This window comes from Pseudoalteromonas sp. SWN29, from assembly GCF_015864465.1.
Lineage (GTDB): Bacteria > Pseudomonadota > Gammaproteobacteria > Enterobacterales > Alteromonadaceae > Pseudoalteromonas.
Window position 1 is genome coordinate 47264 of the sequence record NZ_JADYXE010000011.1, and the last position, 19172, is coordinate 66435.

Below are 19172 nucleotides of genomic sequence, written 5' to 3' on the forward strand. Positions count from 1 at the left end.
ATAGGACGGTTATTATAAAGTTACGTGTTTGTAATACAGTTATGTAAAATGAAGTTATATGCTATAAAATTGAGTAGTGGCTCATCTGTTTTAACTTATTGTTTTAAATTAATAAAAAGGAGGTTTAACCTGCGTTAAACCTCCTTTTACAATGAATAAGGCAAAGCCTACTTGTATTTAATTGTTTACACTTTGAGAGGCGTTACCAAAGAACTTGTTTCGCTGCTCTATCCATAAGTTAGTTTTTATTGCTGGAGCTGCTTTGTAGTGACGTTCAATCGTTTGATTTAACACTCGCGTTGGTTGTTCAAAGGTTAATTTTTGTTGTGCAGCGCCCATACTTTTAATTTCATCTCTGGTCATCGCACGGCCAGCATAGAGTAATGCATTTAAATAACCTGGTCGGGTTTCGTAGTTATTATCTGTAAATAACAGTACTGTTTTATCAAGTGCCCATCGACGGTTTATCTCGCCTTCTTCTTTAACACCTGCTAGTTCACCATCTACGTATATTTCAAATACACCATTTGTTGGTGCGGCATAAAATACAAATGCAATACGATGCCAATCACCTGGCTCAGTATCGCCAAAGTAGCCACTGCTGCTGGTTGCTTCACCGTACCCACCGTCAGGGCTTGCAAATATATCTGCGTCATCTGTGGCGTAATTATCAGTATCTGCTTGGATTATCGCGCGGTAAATATCGTTTGTTTCTAATAGCCAGTTTATATCCATAACTATTGTGTAGTCTGACACTAATCCGTCATTTTTAAAGTCTCCATTTGCAGCTGTATTTAACGTAATTAATAAGCCTTCTGTTGGAGAGTGACGAGTAAAGGCCATTACACCAGAAGGACCATCAGTTAAATCGGCAATATCAAGATCAGTGGTTGTCTCGTAACGAGTATCTTCGGGGCCCCAACCATCATTTTCTGGATCAAAGTAGCTTAAAACCGAGGGGCCAGAGTCTGGAGTTAGTGGGTTTGTTGGATCGTCAAAGTTCCAAGTTGTTATATTAGCCACATCTTGGCAAGCATTAAGTTGTGTGTCTGTATCAAGGTGAAGACATTGAGTTGTTCTAAAGCGTGCGTATTGATCAAGTAGCCACCATGCTTCGGCAATTGGTTTTACATCATTAAAAGTAACACTACTAAAGAATAAATCAGGGTTAAGTGCTGCGCCCTTAAATAAAGCGACATTGTAATTTGTTGTTACTTGAATATCTTCTGGTTTGAGTACAAACCAATCGGGCTGACTGGCAATCATTGTATTTAAATCAGTGCCCGTAACAGTTACTTGATACAGTGAATTAAAGCCTGGTGTGTTTGATGGCTGTCTTTCAACATAAAATGCTTTGTGAAAATCTTCTTGTGTAACTGTACCTGGCGTCCATCTTTTTTGCACAAGCTCAGGGTTAAGCAGTGCTGCATTAATTGAGCTTGAATGTTTAGCTGCAAGTGCAGTAATACCCGCAACTTCAAAATCACTCGGATAGTTTTCTGAAATGGCAATTTCGGTATCAGCATCGGGTGCGTAACGTCCCATTATTTCATCGATAGCTAGCTTGGTTTCTTCGTCAGGCTCTATAGATGTTCGTGTATCTACATGTTGGTAATTGTAGCGACTTAGTGCTTTATTGGCAGTATTAAAGACCAAGTTTAAATCGGTGACACCGCGTGCATAAAAATCTGGTTGAATGACTAAAGCGTTATTCTCAAGCTCTATAAAGTCCTCACCACCATGAGTATGCCCACCAAGTACTAAGTCTATACCCGGTACATTAGTTGCTATCTCAACATCAGTTCCTTTGCCCAAGTGGCTTAGCATAATCATGTAATCAACGTCATCACTGTATTGGCTTACAATACTTTGTGCGATTTGTTGCCATTTCCAACTCATTTTAAATTGTTTTATAAAGTCAGGAATAGGGTCGCTTTCAATTGGTTCGTCAAGCTCATCCCATGGTACCGACGTCATCCCAAAAACACCGAATGTTATGCAGCCAACCTGTACCTTAGCAAAGTCGACACCACCAAAATTCTGACCATTTTCTCCCTCAAATCGGGTATTACTGGCAAGTACAATAGCATTATCGTCTTGTGAAAACTCAAGTAGCTTTTCAGGACCCCATGCATAGTCATGATTCCCTAAAACACGTAAATCAAAAGCCATTAGCTTTACGGTTTCATCAGAGGCTAAGCCTTGTGATATTTGCTCTGCAACGGTCCCTTTTTCGTAATCATCGCCACCATCGGTAAATAATGTATGCGGAGATTCGCTTAGCGCTTTTTTATAATAAGCCTTGATACGACTAAAATACTGTTCCTGATACCCAAAACGAGCATGCATGTCGGCAACGTGCACAAATCGTATAGATTGCTCTGTTGCATTTGCATCACATGTAGGGCCAATATCAGAAAATGCCACCGTACGTTGCATTTCTATTGCATAGCTACCTAGTTGGTCTACTTGTGCGCTAACAAAGCCTTGCGATACTGTTGAATTAGTAATACTTGACCAAGAATCGCCGCTCAAACGCGCAATAGTTAATTGGCCGCCTAATACATAGTCGTCAGGTATTTTTATAGTGACAGTCATTGGGCTAGAAAGTTGAAGTGTATCTGGGGTAAGCGTATGTATATCTGAAATGATATTTTTTGCTTGATTATTCTCATCAAGGACTAATTTTTCGTAGGTTATTTCAGTATCGCTAGCCACTATTTCCCCAGGGGCATTGATAGTAAAGTTACCTTCATCTAATGACGTTTGTAAGCCATTAGCATTGGTAATAATTAAGCCACTAGGCTCAGGCTCTACAGGATCATTTGGATTTACTGTAATTTGATCTTCGGCCCCACCACAGGCAGATAAAAAAATAAGGAGAAATGCTATTAGAGTGGCACGTAATAATGTTAATGAATGCATATACTGCTGTCCCTGAGTCTATTCAATAATCAATCAGGACATAATATCAGTTAACGAGAGTGGGGCAAAGTTGAATAAAAAAATTCCCCCATAGACGCTATGGAGGAATGTATCGGTTATGTTGTTATATTAAAAATAAACAACAATTAAGAGACTTTCTCTTCTAACCCTTGTTTTTCCCATACTTTAGCTTTAAAGGTCATTAGTACTAAAACAACACCAACACCAATGCTAAATAATGCAATTTGTAAGTATAAGTTAGGGATTTCATCAACATTGTTCGGATCGAAATTACCAGCAAGTAAACCCGCAATAATATTACCAATCGAGTAAGTTAATACAAATACACCCATCATTTGACCGGTGTAACGTTTAGGCGATAACTTACTTACAGCACTTAATGCTACAGGGCTTAAACAAAGCTCACCCACTGTATGTAAAAAGTACGTAGTAACAAGCCAGTAAGGCGCTACTTTTAAGCCTTCAGCTGCGTAATGAGCCGCCATAAACATAACTAAAAAGCCTGATGCCATGATAATTAAACCAATTGCACACTTAACGCTATAGCTAGGTGATACTAAGCTTTTAGATAAGTTAATCCAAAGCGCTGCAAAAAATGGCGATAAAGCAATAATAAACAGTGAGTTTAATGATTGAAACCACGTTGTAGGGATTTCAAAAGTACCAATAAGGCGGTCAGTATAATCGCGAGCAAATAAGTTTAATGACGAACCTGCTTGTTCAAAGCCAGACCAAAAACATGCAGATGCAATACAGACTAAAAATAGTGCCCACATTCTTTGTTTTTCGGCATCTGTTAATTTACCTGTAAAGTAAATAACACCAAAATAAACAAAAAAGATAATAGTAAATACAACAGCTACGTACCCTGCAACCACTGTTGGATTGATTACAATTGCGCCGGTCATTGCAGCCGTAGTAACTGCAGCCGCTGCAATTACAAACGCAGCAATACCAACCCATGCGCGAGAAGTGCCTTTAGGACCTAATGGATTTGCTGGTAAAGCGCTATGCTCTGGTAAGTTATTAAGTGAGCGCTTATATTGCACCAAACCAATAGCCATACCAACAGCTGCTGCACCAAACGCCCAGTGCCAACCTACGTTTTCCATAAAGTAACCACAAACGTAGTAACCAATTAAAGAACCTAAGTTAATACCCATGTAGTAAATAGCGTAACCGCCATCACGACGCTCATCAGCATCACTGTATAGTTGGCCTACCATTGCGCTGATATTTGGTTTTAGCAAACCAGTACCTGTCGCTACAAATATCAAGCCAATGAAGAAAGAATAATCATGTGGAATAGCCAAAATGATATGACCAATCATAATGATTATACCGCCATACCATACTGCTTTTTGACCACCAAACAATCTATCTGCTAGCCAGCCACCTGGTAAACCTAAAAAGTATACCGCACCTGTGTATAAACCATAAATTGCAGCAGCTGAGGCAACAGTAAAGGCTAAACCTTCTTCTTGTAAGCTTGCTGTCATGAATAATACGAGCATAGCTCGCATACCGTAATAACTCATTCGTTCCCACATTTCAGTGAAGAACAATGTTGAAAGTCCTTTAGGGTGGCCAAACCAGCCACTATCTGGAGCTGAACTCATATTTACTTCCTAACTTTAAGTATTGTTATGATGGCCTTATAATTTTTTGCTTTAGCTATTTTAGAATTTGTAATCACTAAAATGCTCGACCATCAGTATATTATTTGTAGCTAAGATAATGATTTGCTATATGGCAGTAACACCACAAGGTAAGAGACACACCCTTATCCTAGTTACAATTGCGCTCAAGTATACATATACCTTAGTGCTAGGGGAAGTGTTCGCGGTGTATCACCTTATGCCAAGTTAAAACTCAGCATAAGGAACAATAGGGGTGCCTGGAAACTCAAGTGTTCCGTACACAGGATTAAAGTAGTAACGTATATAAAGCTGACCAAAATTTGGTTCGTAAAAGTCAGAACGATCGATGGCTAAGTAACCACCAAAGAACCAATTCGGCGTTATTCTATACTCAAAACTACCTTCAAGATTATATGAAACACCAGAACTTGTTTCACCTTCAAATACAGGATCAACACCTGTTATTGACTCTCTATCATATGCAGCTATTTGCAAATCGCCATCATTAGGGAAGAAATCAATAGATTGAGTTTTTGTTTGCGAGTACGAAACACCGGTTTTTAATCGATAAACAAAATCATCGCCCCAACGCGCATCATAAGTGAGTGGCACAGATAAACCTACATAGTTTTGTGGACTGTAATAACCACCATGGCCCCATGTTTCTTCACTTAAATTATACTTGTATGCCCAATGTAATAAGCTAGCGCCTGCGGTAAATTCACGCTCTTGATTGCTAATTACACGGTAATAAGTACCGCCCATCATACGATAGCGTTGGTTGTCTTTTACATTTTGGCCTTTATATAGGGTAAAGTCGGCGCTTGACCAAAAACCCCATTTTCCGCCTAAGTCGTGTGATACATTAGCCGTTAGGCCTGTAGAGCGTACACCACCCCAAACTTCACCTGTTTTTACATCTTTAAGACCTGCATAAGAAAGTACCGAACTTGTAACTGGGCGTTTTTCAAGTTCTAGGCTGTATCCAAAATCGCCAAAACTGTCTGCGTAATTTACACCCCATACAATATCTTCAATTAAAAAGCCAAGTGGAGTTGTACCTACATCTACACGCCAGTTTTCGTTTTGCCAACCAATACCTACATCTACACCACTTTCCTCAGGTGTCACTTCATCGATTGAACAGGTAAAAATACACAGTGCACCTTGTCCATAGCGGCTGCCAGCAAATTGCTCATCAAAGCGCGTTGTTTGTGCGCTAATAGTAGTCGGGTCTACTTTAATAAACCCTTGGCCTTGCCAAAGCGGAAAGTAAGCTTCAATCGGGACTAAGCCCGCACCAAGTGTTGCTTCGCTTTCGGTGCTTGTTTGCCCACTAAAGTTAACACCAATAGCAATGTATGCTTGGTTTTTGTTTTGCTCGTTTATTAGCTCTCTTTTAGCACCGTTTACATACCATTCATCGTTTTCGTCTATTTTTGAAAGCGCTCCGTAAAGCTCTTTTTCATTTAATGTACGATTAGGAAATAGGGTTTGCGCGTACCAAGATTGTGCTTGTTCGGTTTCGTTGAATTTGCTGGCTACTTGAGCGCCTAGATAACGTAATTCTTGATCGTTGGGTGACTTTTCAACAAGTTGCTTAGCTAAATAAAGTGCATCCCCTGAGTAATTAAACTCATTGAGAGATGACATGATTTGGCGTTGCAAATAACCTTCTTGCGATGTGGTTTGCGTAATCGCTTTTTGCGTAACTTCTTTTGCTTGAAAGTCGTCCCCAAGTTCTATGTATGCATTAGCAATAGCGAGTAGTGCTTGAGGCTCTATGGTTTGTTTATTTTGCACTTTTTGCTGATACAAAATAACGGCCGCTTCGCGCTGTTCAAGTGCTAAATTTGCATTAATAAGGGCAGTAGTTGTTGCTGGAGTATTTTTATATTTTTGATCCAGCTGGTTAAGCTTAGCGATTAAATCACTACCATTGTAATACTGAGTAATATAGCTATTTTGTAGTTGTACATATTGAGTTGTTTCGTTTTCAGTTGCGCTCTCTGGTAATACGTACTTTTCAAACCATTGCTTCGTTTTATTTTCATCACCTTGCTCTAAAAGCCACTCACCATAAAGTGTATGCCAATAAGCAGAAAGAGAAGGCTCAGCTTCCAGTGCTTTGTTTATAAGTTTTATAGCGTGTTTTTTTTCATTAATTCGATACCAGCTTCGCGATAACTCTGCCTGCATAGCGGGTGTTAAATTTTGTGCCTCTAGGTTGCTTAAATGATAGATTGCAGTGGCTTTATCTTTAGCATCAAGGTGGCGCTCACTTTGTGTTAAAGACTCATTAAGTTGCAGCTGCTGTTCAAGCGCAATAATGTCTTTATCTCTGGATTTAAATGGAATGTACTGCAATGTTTTAATAGCACCTTGATAATCATCAAGGGATCGTAAAAAAAGCGCGTGGCTGTAACGAATCTGAGGGTTTAACGGAAATTGCCACAGCACATTATTAAATAAAGCGCGGGCCTCTTCTGTCAGCCCCTTTTGTTGGTATATAAAGGCTAAATCGTAGTATAACCAAGGCTGTTCTGGCGCTATTTCAATAGCGTCTTTTAATACTTTTTCGGCTTGCTCTAAATCTCCCGACTGTGCAAACGTATTTGCCTTTGCGCGGTACTGACTACTTAAAGATACAGAATAAGATTCTTTAATTAGTTTCTTTTGATTAAACGATAAGCTGTTATAAAAAGAGGTTAGGGCTTTTTCATTTTGCTCTAATTCAGCTATTTCAAGTAGGCCTATTAAAGCGCTGCTATTAAGTGGATCACTTTTTAAAACAATTTGATAAGTAAGAGCTGCTTGTGAATATTGTCCTTGAGCAAATTGTAATAAACCTCTGTTATATACTACGGTATTAGTTTCTTGTCCTAAGGTAGCTGCTAAATCGAGCTTAAGCTTAGCCGTTTTAAACTCTTTATTATTAATAGCATTTTTAGCTTCGCGTATATAAAGCCAAAGCTTAGCTGTTTTTGCAAGCTCTTGTAGTGTTTCACGCTCAGCGAACTCAGTTGTGTACTTTTGTGCACGAGTAAAATATTGATACGACTTTTGGTTTTCACCAAGGCGTAAATAGAGTGTGCCAAGGCTTCGCATTATAGCGCCGTCTTGCGGGCGGCCTCTTAAAGCTTTTAAAAGTAGAGGTTCTGCGGCGGCAAGTTTATTTTTCTCAAGTAATCTATCGCCCCTAACCCAAAGCTGATAGGCAGGATCAGCAAGCAGTGTTTGGCGTTTTTTATAATCTTTTAGAAAATCTTGATATTGTAACTCACCTTTACTACTAAAAGGATAAAGAGTGAAATAACGCTGATACTGCTTAACTGTATCATTCGTTAAAGGCATTTCCGACAAAGCCCCAAGCCAAATGTATTCAACTTCATTTATAAAAGTAGGGCCAGCGCCATATTTACTTAAAATATCAATAGCTTTCTTATCTGTAAGATTACGCCTAAGTAAGTGGCGTGCATAAGCAACTTCTACCTGCGCAATACTTGGATAGTTTTGAGCTAATTTATCATAGCCTTTCTTAACACTTTCCCATTGGTCGCTGTCTTGTCCGTACCAGCTTAAATGCTCAAGTTCGTAATCTAATGTAGGGTAAACGTTTTTAAAAATTTGATTATAGATTTCGCGAGCTTGTTCATAACGACCGGCACGAGCGAGTAATCTAGCTTGTTGAATTGAAGATTTGTCTTTGCCTTCAGTACGAGAAAGTACTTTTAGCTTTTCAACGCACGGAGCCTGTTTGATAAGCCCATTATCTATTTTACTTAGTAATTGGTTAGCTTTCGCTGATTCGCCATTAGCAAAATCATAACGCGCTACCGCGCACTGTGTTTCTATGCGGGCAGGTGCAATAGCAACTAACTTTCGTAAGCTATCTTCAACTAGTTTATTATTTTGCTGTGCTTCACCAATACCTATTTGGCTTAGTAACCAATCAACAGATTGCGTATCAATATCGTTGACTGTGTTAGCGCTTAATCCAGAGCTAAGCGCTAATGTGCAAGCTAGGGCAAACCTTAACGGCATTCAGTGCTCCATACCGGTTGTAGCGTCCCATCTGCTGTAATTGAAAAACGTTTATTTAAAGCACTTGCACCAAACAAGTTAAGTACGCTGTCGTAGTAACGAGTCTGGGTAAATGATTTATCAACCATTAGCTTTTGCTGAATTGCCATAACTGTAGAGTTATCGTTATTAGTCGCTAGTAAAGGTAATAGAGCTGAGTTAAAGCCTAGCGGGCCTCTTTTTTCAGATTTTCCTGACTTAGCAAAAGTATTTAAAGGCACGTAACCACGTTTATTAATTGTTTCTATAAAAGGATTAAATTGCGCTAATAGCTCTTTTTTATAAGGTGCGTTGTCTGCCATCATACTTGCCCATAAATAAACTCTAATAGCGTTGTAGCTTCCTAAATCGCTTGTTTTTTTATCGTAGTAAAAACCGTTATTTGCATCATACATTACCCAGTCAGGGCTAACACCTTGCTTTGCTGTATCTAAAATTAGCTTTGCTGAGCCTTCGTGCAATTGATGCCAAGGGGAGTGTGGGTAGAGCTTTTTAAACTGCTGGTAAATAAATAATGGTGAGTAGCTCGGGTTTAACTTAAAACGTTCATTATCAAATTCAAAACCGGTAGGAGCAGGTAGTAATGATAAGCCTAGGCCCGAAATATAGGCTGTTTCTTCACGCATTATTCGCTGTGCAAGTACGGCTGCTAATATGCTGTAGCGGCGGTCATCCCAAAGAATAGCAGCTTGCGATAAGCTATACGCTATCCATAGGTCAGAATCAGACGCTGGATTTGAATCTAAAATACCACCAATATTTTGATTGTTAACACCCCATTGCCATGCCGGTAAACGAGTGCTTAAATCACCCTCAGATAAATGTTCTTGCGTCCAATCAAGTACTAGGTCAAACATTGCTTTATCGTTTGCTACAACAGCAAAAAATAAGGCATAAGATTGGCCTTCAGAGGTTGTGACATTTTGCTCGCTACCTAAATCAATTACGCGGCCATCTTGGCTTATAAAGTTATTTTTAAACGTTTGCCATGCATCCCATGGCTGACACTGCTCTACTTGTGCACTGACATTAAAGGTAAATAATGCAATCACGGTAAAAAATACATTAATGAGTGACTTCATTACTTATCTCCTTCAGCTAAGCGCTTGTGTGTTAATGCTTGCAGTAATCGCCATATTATAAATGAGATCAGCAGTAGTGTTAAAATAGACAATAGCGCTAGCACAAATGGGTGATCTGACAAATGGAACCAAATTAGGGTATACACAGGAATGTGACCAACAAAATATTGCTCATCAGTTTTTATTGTTTTAATGCCTTGAGAATTTATGACCGCCGCACTGCCTTTAATTTGCGCAAGAGCTTCTGAACTCATTAACGCATCATCAAGTAGATTAAAGGCTTTTTGTGATGTTGCACTAAGCGATACTATTGAACGCTCTGAATCAAACGGTGATTGAAACCCTGTAATAACGGCCATATCACCGCTACTTTTTATACTCACTTGGACTTTATCTGTTGTCTGCTCATCGTAAGCACCATTGTATATGGCTTGTTTTATAGCGCGCTGATTGTTATCAAGCAAAATATTAGTTTGTGCGTCTTCATCTAAGTTATTGGTAATGCTGTTAGGTTTTGCGATAACTAAAATGTCTTTATCATCTAAGTTGGCATCTTCATTTAAATGAGCAACGCTTATTCTGTGGGCTGGATAACCAGTAATTGCACCAAAGTGACCGGTTAAGTTAAGCAGTACAGAAAGCGCTTTAGGTGATGGCACTTCATCTATTAATACTAAAGTTTGTTGTAAATCTGCATATTTTGTAAATGGGAATCCGCTATTTGCAAATACATTTAAATCAGGCAAAGCCATGTAATGGTCAAATCCACTTACATCAATGTTAGAGTTTCCATCAATTACACCGTACTCGCCACCAGGAGGGGCAACTGGGCAGTCGCCTTTTATAGATATTGCAAACCTAAAGTCAAAATTTAGTTCATTGCGGTTGGCAAGGTTAATACCCTCTAATGAAAAATCTTCTGCGCTTTGTGTTGTGTCTGTATTAGCTATTAAAGGCAACAATGTTTTAGCGGTCGTTAAAGATGTATCTTTTTTATCAAGTAAATAACCAGTTATGAACTCTTGATTTATTAACATGTTCAAACGTGAATTTAAGGTTTCGCTATCTGGTGTATTACGGTATTGCAGGGTTATTGGAATCCCTTTTTCACGCCAAGTAAATAAATCAGGAGCAAAACGAACGTTTAGTTTTATAGGCCCGTTGTTAAGACCTTCAGCTTGTAGCTGAGTTGGGTAGTCAATAAGTTCGTCAAAGTGCACAGGGCGATCGCTTCTGAGCCATCGCGGTGCATCGTATGCTTTACGCAGTGGTAGCTTATTAATTGCTTCGATGCTCGCACTTCTGCCAGTCATAATTTTATGACCAAATACAAGACCAGTGACCGCTGTTTTTAAGTCTTTTTCATCACGCCCCAAAATTAACAGCATTTTATTGTATCTGTGAATAGGGCTTGAGATCAGCTCAACAGTTGGCTTTTCAACATCTGGATAATCTTTTAAAAAATCAGGTTTTGAGTCATTAGTAATAAACACCACGCTATGTTGCTCAGGTGCTTTATTTACGACTACTGGAAAGTTAGCGCCACGCCAGTCAGCTTGTGCGCCAAACCAGCTTGATAAAGTGGCAGCTGCTTCTATTGCTTGTGTATTGGGCGTGTTTGCAAATACAAAAGGTAGGTTTAATTTGTTGTAATCTTTAGCATCAAAAAATGGTTCTGGTAAATACTCAAGGCGGCTATCAATTGCTAACTGTTTTTGATCAAGGGTGATGTTGCTTGATTTATTTATTTCAGTCCAAATTGAACGGCTAAAATAATCTTGGCATTGTAAGTCGTAGTAACCAACTAACTCAAAGCGAATTTGGTTGTAGTCTTGAATGTATTTAGCATTTAGGTCTAGGTTGTGACTTACTGTGTTTTTTACAACACTTAGTTTTTCATTAATAGGTAAAACAGTGACTAAGTTATCGTTAAAGTAAACTTTTAAATGCGATACATTAGCTAGTAATGAAGGCGAGTTGGTATACGAAAAGTTAAGCTTTAAATTAGTGCTTAATTTATCAATTCTATTTGTGAAATCAACCCTAGAATTGTTATTCACGCCGTCGAGTTTATAGTCGTTGAATCCTAACTTTTCAAAGCTAAGGCGTAAACTAGATATCTGAGCGCTCTCAGGGTAGCCATTTACAAACATAGTTTTGTCGTGCATAGGCTCGATAGCGAGTACTTGATATGCGCTACTAATAAGTAACAATGTTAGAAATGTATTAAGTAACTTTTTAATCATAATTATTATGCACTATCGGTTTTTTTGGAGTAAATGAATTTATGTAAATGACGGTATTAGTCATAAACTTAATTATTGGTTGTAATGCTCTTGGGGCATGAAATAGTAAATTACTAAAGCCCCGTAAACTGGTTTTTTGCACTTCTTTAAAGCTATACGATGGACGGTCATGTCTAAAGTTATTTTGCCAATCTAACCAAGCATCTGCTCTGGAGAAAGTACATTGTATAAAAGCTCTTTGTTTTTCTAACGATAAATCTTTAAGTGTAAGACCAATTTGTTTTTTACGGGTGTTACATACGTAAGTTGTAAACGAGAATTGCTTGTTACCGCGACTCATTAATAATTCAATTTTATCGTTAACGCGGCATAAATGTGCGTGTTCAGTCTCTATACCTACACCGTTATCTGAATAATCCGTTATTTTTACTTTTAAAGTATGACCATTTGCTAAACGAACGCCGGCAGGGAAGTTTGCTTTGATACGATGCGAGTGCCTAACTTGGCGTGCTTCGGCAGCAACCGCAACCGCAGCGCCTAAAATAATAATATTATAAAAAGCCCAACCCATACTTATTATCAGTACGCCGATTTGACTTGAATCACCTAAAAATAGACGTAATATACCTACTATTATGCCCAGTAAATTAATAAGTAAGAGAATTAAATACGGTTTAGAAATACCCCAGTCGTAATGCTCTTCATCATTTAAACCGCCTTTTTCTGTTACGTTAAATTTACCCTTATTAGGATTAAATAAAGCAACGGTTGTTGGTTTTAATATGTACCAAGCAAGTACTGATTCATATACTTCACCCCAGAAGGAGTAACGGTATTTACCTTGAATGCGTGAGTTAGTTGCTTTTATCTGAATTAACGTTGGCACCACATAGATAAAAATAGCAATAAAAGGGGCATAAATTATGTACGCGTTAAAATATATCAACGCTAAAGGGGCTGTTAAAAATACAATACGAGGAATACCCGATAGGAAGTGCAGCATTGCGTTTATATAACATAATCGTTGAGGAAGACTTAAACCTTTACCCATTAACGGATTATCAAGCCTAAATATTTGCGCCATACCACGCGCCCAACGAATTCGTTGACCTATATGCGCTGATAAACTGTCGGTAGCAAGGCCTGCGGCTTGTGGAATGTTTATATAAGCTGTTTTATAACCAGCGCGTTGCATACGAAGAGCCGTATGTGCATCCTCAGTTACTGTTTCAAACGCAAAGCCGCCAATATCATCAAGTGCTGCTCGTTTTAATACGGCGCAAGAACCACAAAAGAAGGTTGCATCCCACATGTCGTTACCGTCTTGAATAAGTCCATAAAACAGCATGTTTTCGTTAGGAATTTGGCTGTGGTTATTAAGGTTTCGCTCAAATGGATCGGCTGAGAAAAAGTGATGCGGTGTTTGCACTAAACACACTTTACTGTCTTTTAAAAACTGCCCCATTGTCATTTGTAAAAATGAGCGAGCAGGAACGTGGTCACAGTCAAAAATTGCGATATATTCGCCATCGGTATAGCGCATAGCGCTATTCATATTACCGGCTTTAGCATGATTGTTATCCGAACGCGCTAAATAACCCACTCCAATTTCGGCTGCAAAATCTTTAAACTCTGAGCGCTTACCATCATCTAATATGTAAACATTTAGTTTATCGGCTGGCCAATCGATACTTAAAGCCGCGAGCGTAGTAGGCCTTACAACGCTTAACGGCTCGTTATAAGTTGGAATATATACATCAACTGTTGGCCACAAGTCAGTGTCTTTAGGCAAAGGAACTGGTTTTCGTTCAAGTGGATTAATTGTTTGAAAAAAACCTAAAATAAGCACAAGCCAGGCATACGTTTCAGCAAGTAATAAGCCCCCACCTAGCGCAAGTGCAAGCGGGTCATCCCAGTTTAAAGTTTCAGTGTAACGCCACCATAAATAACGAGAAGACGTAGTTACTGACAAGGTGATCATGACAATGGTTGCCATTTGGCCTTTTACTCGCTTAAGTGCATACGCAACTAATAAAATAAAACTTATAAAAACGGCTTGAGCTTCCAAGCTAAAAGGAATTGTAATGAATATTGCTAATAAAAATAAAATAAACGCGAGGATGACGTATTTAACTAATTTATTTTGCCATACACGTGCATCAGCCATCGCTTTAAAAGCACTCTTTTTAGGACCTTTTTTGTTTTTTGATAGTAGGCGCTTTAATAGTTTACCTAACTTTAAATCAAACCAACGTAATTGCCTTAAAAGGTAACTAACGCCATCATAAAAATAATTAACCGCATCTTCTTTTACTGAACTAGATTTAAGCTGGTTTTTAAAAAACACTAAAAAAACACTTTGTATAATAAAGCGTAATATATTTGAGTAAATGTAGGTTCGGTAAGGCAACCTTAAATGAGGGTAGTAGTCATAAAGGGTAAACTCAAAGCTGATTTTATGCTGTTTAATGTTTATAAATAGCGAGCTTAAAAGTGTAATAAAAGGCATTAAGAAAGCTTCAATTACATTTACTTTATGTTGATTAAAGTAGCTGTGAAACTTAAATAATATGTACCGAACTAACTTATCAGTAAATAAAATGCTCAGCAGCAAGTATAAAGTACAGTGGATAGGGCGCTGATAAAATAATGTAATACTCATTTTATAAGGCTACTTTACTAACTAGCCAACCAGCTAGCGTTTCAAAGTCATCATTTGCGACACTATATGGCGCGCAGTTAAGCGCTACATTTCTGTATGCGGTTGACTCTTTAATAACTTCGTCACTGTTAATAAAAAAAGGAGCCATAAGCGGAAGCGTTGATTGCCATAGAGAAAACAAGTCAAATTCTAGCGTAGATGCAGAGTTATATCGGTTAACTAAAAAGTAATGCTTCCAGTCGGTATCAGAATTTTTGAGTGTTTGTAGGCGCCTATAAATTAAGCTGTGACAAATAGCATCACAATTTACCAGTTCAATAACAATATCTTTTTTTTCTAACGGATAATGAGAAATATTAATATGTGAAGGGCAGTCAAAAAGCACCCAAGCTTCGTCACTATAATTTAGGTTTTTGCATTTATCGACCATTTTAGTGATGCTATTGGTGCTCGTGTCATCACTATCACCAAATGGTAAAAATACAATGCCATCGTTATCTTGGTGAAAATGCGCAATTGCATCTTCAAAGCTTGCTTCATTACTCCAGCCTTTGGTGTATTTCCATGGCAAACCAAAATGTAAACCTAAGTCACTTTTTGCATCTAGATCGATTGCAATAACATCAACGTCAGATTTTTTTAGTACGCACGCTAGGTTTGCAACCACAGAGGTACTGCCTAAACCGCCTTTGACACCTTTAATGAAAACTCTTTGCAACTGATGTTTTACCTATTGTTAATTGAACTAGCTTACATGTTTAGTTCGTTGTTTATTTCTTTAAGTAATGCGTACTTATTAATTGTATTATTATTTTGCTGCTTGTTTACAATTTCTATGTAGTCATCACTTTTACCACCAAAACGCAGTGCAAGGTTTTCTATGTCGCTTGATGTTAACGTTTGTGAGTTTTTATACGTTAAGTTGTTCATCTTTACCTTAACAGTTACGTTAATTATTTTGATTAAATGTGGACAATATTTGGCTATTATATATAGAATAACGGTTAAAACTAGTAAAAAAGTATTTTTTATAGGGCGTTTTAAATGCATAACTTTAACATAACGGGATTAGAGCCTGCTGCAAAAGAGTTAAAATGGGCTTCAAGTTACGCTGTTTTAGCCCCTTTAGACAATTTTTCAATCGAATTGGCGTTACATTCAATTAACCAAAGCTTGGCTAATGATATATATATAGTTTCCCAAGAGATTGAGTCATTTTTTGATTCTTCTTTTTCTGCACCGTTAAACTATGCTTATAAACATAATCGAGTTCACCCTTTTTCGTTGGCCCCACAAACACAGCATTATTCAATTGAGAAAATTAATTCAGCTATTATAAAAGAAATCAGTGCTTATAAACGTCTAAACACGGCACTTGTTTTTGTTCACTTTAGTACAACACAGCTAAACAGTGCTAGCGAAAAAAGCTTAGAGCTGATGATGAAAGAGTATAGAGATTTCACTCAAAAGACGGGTGCTACATTATTACTCTTAATATCTGGACCTGATATTGCTAATTATCGTTTTTTAGTTAGACGATTAAACAATGTATTTGATGGACTAGTTTTTGTTGATAACGATGCTGCGGTGCGAGTACTTGAATATGACTACTGGCGTCATAGTACCGGCGTTATTGCTGGTGAACATTATCAGTTATTGCTAAGTAAAAACCAGTTTGTTGTTCAAAAGGGAATAATAAGCGAGAGTAAAACGGCTAAAAGTTCAGATTTTTCTGATGAAGATGATGTATGGCTAGTGCAAGGTGCGGTGCCCGAAGGTACTAAACTACCGATGCACTATAAAAGTGTGAAAGATAATAATGACTTATTTAATAAAGGCCCAAAAGTAGAAGCTGCCACATTAATTTTTGCAGTAACGCGTTATACCGATTTAGCGTTATTAGGTAAGCAGTGTTTTGAGCTTAGAAAAAACTGTGGACGCTGGTTAAAACTTGTTATTCAAAATGTAGACGGTGTAATTCGTCATCAAGATGAATGCTTATTTTTAACCTTGGGTGTAAACCTTATTTTATATAGTTTTTCAGAGCCTTCTCGGTTGCTCTCACAAGTTCAATCTATTCAAGGTTTTCAGTTTTCAAGACCTTTACCTCCCTCTGTTGAAGATGTGTTAAAATACACCGAAAATACCTTTTCAAAGGGGTATTTACCTTTCATTGAGTTTACAAAACAAGTAGAAATTCATAGTGACTCAGCCGTTAATCTAGGTGTGAGTGGTGTGCTAGTGAAGCTTGAACTACTGCCAAGAATAGACCCTATTCACCCTTTGCATTTATTTCATATTAAGCGCGAAGGTGATGTATTTAGTATTGCAGATAATACAGTTTATTTATATCTGCATGCTTGTAGAGAGAATGATGTTGATAATGCAATTAAGCATTTGTTTAAATTAAAAACGAGTGATTTTTTTGTGCAGCAAAATGTAATTTCTGATCACTTTTACATTCAACAAGAATGTAAGCAATTAAGGCGTTTTTATAAAGGTAAGAGTGTTGTAGATTTCTCACAAAAACTTGCTGAGAATGATAGCTATAAATTTGCACCTGATATAGCAAACAGCATTACTGAAAACATTAAAACGCCAGAATTCTCTAGCAAAAGTCGTCCAGATGCTAAGCCCTTTATAATGAAATTAAGAGATAACTTATGAGTATGAATCAGCTCTTAATTACCGTGTTTTTTGCAATGCTGCTTGGCGCGGTGCTTTGTGTACTAGGCAAATACATTTTATCTCAAATAACAAAATATTATTATAAGCTTACTTTTAAACATGAAGTACTAGAGCCTTATACACCAAATACAGTAAAAAAGGATAAGCAGTGAAATTATCAGGTTTAGGGGTTTGGAACCTTTATTTTTTAGTTAAATTTGCTCTGTTTTATTACGGTGCAATTGATTTTAACGTACTTAGTAATGCGGCCTTTGCTGCATTGCTTGCGATTAAATTTAAAAAGCCATTAATAGAAAAAGCAAAACACCTATTGGGTGGGGTCGTTGCAGTCTTATTACTTTATCAAGACTCATGGTTGCCACCAATAAACAGATTGACTAAACAAGTGGGTAACGTCCAAGATTTTAGTTTTGGCTACTTTATTGAGTTATTAACCCGTGTTATTAATACTGATATGTTATTGGCTTTGTTCGTAATTAGTGTATGTTTTTGGTACACATCGCAATGGATACGTTTTACTACAGTCACTGTTGTTGGGCTTTTAGTTGTAGGATGGCAAGGTGATAACTCTCAATCACAATTCGTTAATAATGTGGCTAATCCTGTAGCTGCTACACAAAGTCAAAGTAACCCTCAAACACAAGTGATCACTCAGGCAGCACAATCTCCTGATCAAAAATTAGCTGATTTTTATCAACAACAAAGTTTATTAATGAGTCACTTTCCGACTCAAGTAAATGGTGAACTGTTTGATGTGATTATTTTGAACATATGTTCAATGGCTGTTGCTGATTTAAATGCCATTGGCGTAAGCATTACTGACATGTATAAAGATTTTGATGTGGTGTTTTCAGACTTTAACTCGGCTACCTCATACAGCGGGCCTGCTGCGGTAAGATTGCTGCGAGCAAGTTGTGGGCAAACTAGCCAAACCGCATTATTTAAAGAGGCACCTGAACAATGTCACTTATTTAAAAACCTAGAAAAACTAGGTTATCAAAACAATGTTGTGATGAATCACGACGGACATTTTGATGAGTTTAAAGGCTTAATTAATAAGTACGGTGGCCTAGATAGCACACCATTTAATATTGATTCAATGCCAGTGGCACTTCGAGGATTTGATAATAGCCCTATTTACTCAGATGAAGCTGTGCTGGATGGTTGGTTAGAGCAAGCTGATGATTGTAAGCCGTGTGCGATGTACTACAACACCACAAGTTTACATGACGGTAATCAGCTAGAGAATCAACCAAGGGTGAATAGTAAAGATACATACCCAATCAGGCATAAAAACTTGTTTGCTGATATTAACCAGTTTGTAAAAAAATTAGAAAAGCGTGGTCGCAACGTTATGTTGATGATAGTGCCTGAACACGGCGCTAATTTAAAAGGTGATAAAGTACAATTTGCAGGTTTACGTGAAATTCCGAGCCCTGCTATTGTGTCTGTACCTGTTGCGATTAAATTTATAGGCCCAGACGTGCAAAATTACTCGCAAATTGTTGTTAATAATTCTACAAGTTACTTTGCGCTTTCGGAGCTAGTAAGTAAGACGCTGCAAACTGATGTGTTTGGTGGCAATAACAGTGTTGCTAATTTACTCGAAAACTTACCTATAGCGCCTAAAGTGGCTGAAAATGAAGGTACTATAATGATGTATGTTAATCAACGACCATTTATACAGTTAGATAGCGGTGATTGGTCAGCTTACCCACAAGGTAAGTAGTCTCATAATAAGATTTAATAAACAGCACTGGTATAGTTAAATATAAATATTAGTGCTGTTTTTCTTCGTTTAATTACATCCCACCCTTTGGCTCTA

Annotated in this window: 10 protein-coding genes; 2 read left to right on the plus strand and 8 right to left on the minus strand. The window is 37.8% G+C overall.

The genetic code is table 11. The features are described from left to right. Positions 1-177: 177 nt before the first annotated feature. The 8 genes from I6F53_RS06110 to bcsR all read right to left on the minus strand — a co-directional run bounded on the left by I6F53_RS06110 (position 178) and on the right by bcsR (position 15589). On the minus strand, positions 178-2925 hold the full coding sequence (locus tag I6F53_RS06110; RefSeq protein WP_197238899.1) for a metallophosphoesterase: 2748 nt from the start codon (positions 2923-2925) through the stop codon (positions 178-180). A gap of 146 nt (positions 2926-3071) precedes the next feature. After that, the gene (locus I6F53_RS06115; protein ID WP_165729042.1) at positions 3072-4565 is read right to left on the minus strand and encodes a peptide MFS transporter; all 1494 of its coding nucleotides are present in this window, start codon (positions 4563-4565) and stop codon (positions 3072-3074) included. 246 nt (positions 4566-4811) lie between these two features. Further along, complete coding sequence (locus I6F53_RS06120) at positions 4812-8630, minus strand: cellulose synthase subunit BcsC-related outer membrane protein (protein ID WP_197238901.1); 3819 nt, start codon at positions 8628-8630, stop codon at positions 4812-4814. Beyond that, positions 8621-9751 carry a cellulose synthase complex periplasmic endoglucanase BcsZ gene (gene bcsZ / locus I6F53_RS06125; RefSeq protein ID WP_166419980.1) on the minus strand — a complete coding sequence of 377 codons (1131 nt, stop codon included), beginning with the start codon at positions 9749-9751 and terminating at the stop codon, positions 8621-8623. Before bcsZ ends, I6F53_RS06120 begins: the two co-directional genes overlap by 10 nt. Further along, positions 9751-11997, minus strand: a complete 2247-nt coding sequence (gene bcsB / locus I6F53_RS06130; protein ID WP_197238902.1) for a cellulose biosynthesis cyclic di-GMP-binding regulatory protein BcsB — start codon at positions 11995-11997, stop codon at positions 9751-9753. The genes bcsZ and bcsB overlap by 1 nt, the downstream gene beginning before the upstream one ends. After that, on the minus strand, positions 11990-14659 hold the full coding sequence (gene bcsA, locus I6F53_RS06135; RefSeq protein ID WP_197238904.1) for a UDP-forming cellulose synthase catalytic subunit: 2670 nt from the start codon (positions 14657-14659) through the stop codon (positions 11990-11992). Before bcsA ends, bcsB begins: the two co-directional genes overlap by 8 nt. Position 14660: 1 nt before the next feature. After that, positions 14661-15377, minus strand: coding sequence for a cellulose biosynthesis protein BcsQ (bcsQ, locus tag I6F53_RS06140; RefSeq protein ID WP_197141090.1), 717 nt, complete (start codon positions 15375-15377; stop codon positions 14661-14663). 32 nt (positions 15378-15409) lie between these two features. Continuing rightward, positions 15410-15589, minus strand: coding sequence for a BcsR/BcsP family cellulose biosynthesis protein (gene bcsR, locus I6F53_RS06145; protein WP_166419984.1), 180 nt, complete (start codon positions 15587-15589; stop codon positions 15410-15412). A 114-nt stretch (positions 15590-15703) separates the two neighbouring features. On the opposite strand from bcsR, the gene bcsE reads away from it, so the two are divergent. Beyond that, a complete protein-coding gene (gene bcsE / locus I6F53_RS06150) occupies positions 15704-17326 on the plus strand; it encodes a cellulose biosynthesis protein BcsE (protein ID WP_197119125.1) in 1623 nt (540 codons plus the stop codon). Positions 17327-17495: 169 nt separating this feature from the next. Next, positions 17496-19076: a cellulose biosynthesis protein BcsG gene (gene bcsG, locus I6F53_RS06155; protein ID WP_197238905.1), complete on the plus strand. Its 1581-nt coding sequence runs from the start codon at positions 17496-17498 to the stop codon at positions 19074-19076. Positions 19077-19172: the final 96 nt, after the last annotated feature.

Excerpts from the sequence above, each read along its gene's own strand:
- I6F53_RS06110 (WP_197238899.1), bottom strand. The coding sequence starts at position 2,925 with ATGCATTCATTAACATTATTACGTGCCACTCTAATAGCATTTCTCCTT.
- I6F53_RS06115 (WP_165729042.1), bottom strand. The coding sequence starts at position 4,565 with ATGAGTTCAGCTCCAGATAGTGGCTGGTTTGGCCACCCTAAAGGACTT.
- I6F53_RS06120 (WP_197238901.1), bottom strand. The coding sequence starts at position 8,630 with ATGCCGTTAAGGTTTGCCCTAGCTTGCACATTAGCGCTTAGCTCTGGA.
- bcsZ (WP_166419980.1), bottom strand. The coding sequence starts at position 9,751 with ATGAAGTCACTCATTAATGTATTTTTTACCGTGATTGCATTATTTACC.
- bcsB (WP_197238902.1), bottom strand. The coding sequence starts at position 11,997 with ATGATTAAAAAGTTACTTAATACATTTCTAACATTGTTACTTATTAGT.
- bcsA (WP_197238904.1), bottom strand. The coding sequence starts at position 14,659 with ATGAGTATTACATTATTTTATCAGCGCCCTATCCACTGTACTTTATAC.
- bcsR (WP_166419984.1), bottom strand. The coding sequence starts at position 15,589 with ATGAACAACTTAACGTATAAAAACTCACAAACGTTAACATCAAGCGAC.
- bcsE (WP_197119125.1), top strand. The coding sequence starts at position 15,704 with ATGCATAACTTTAACATAACGGGATTAGAGCCTGCTGCAAAAGAGTTA.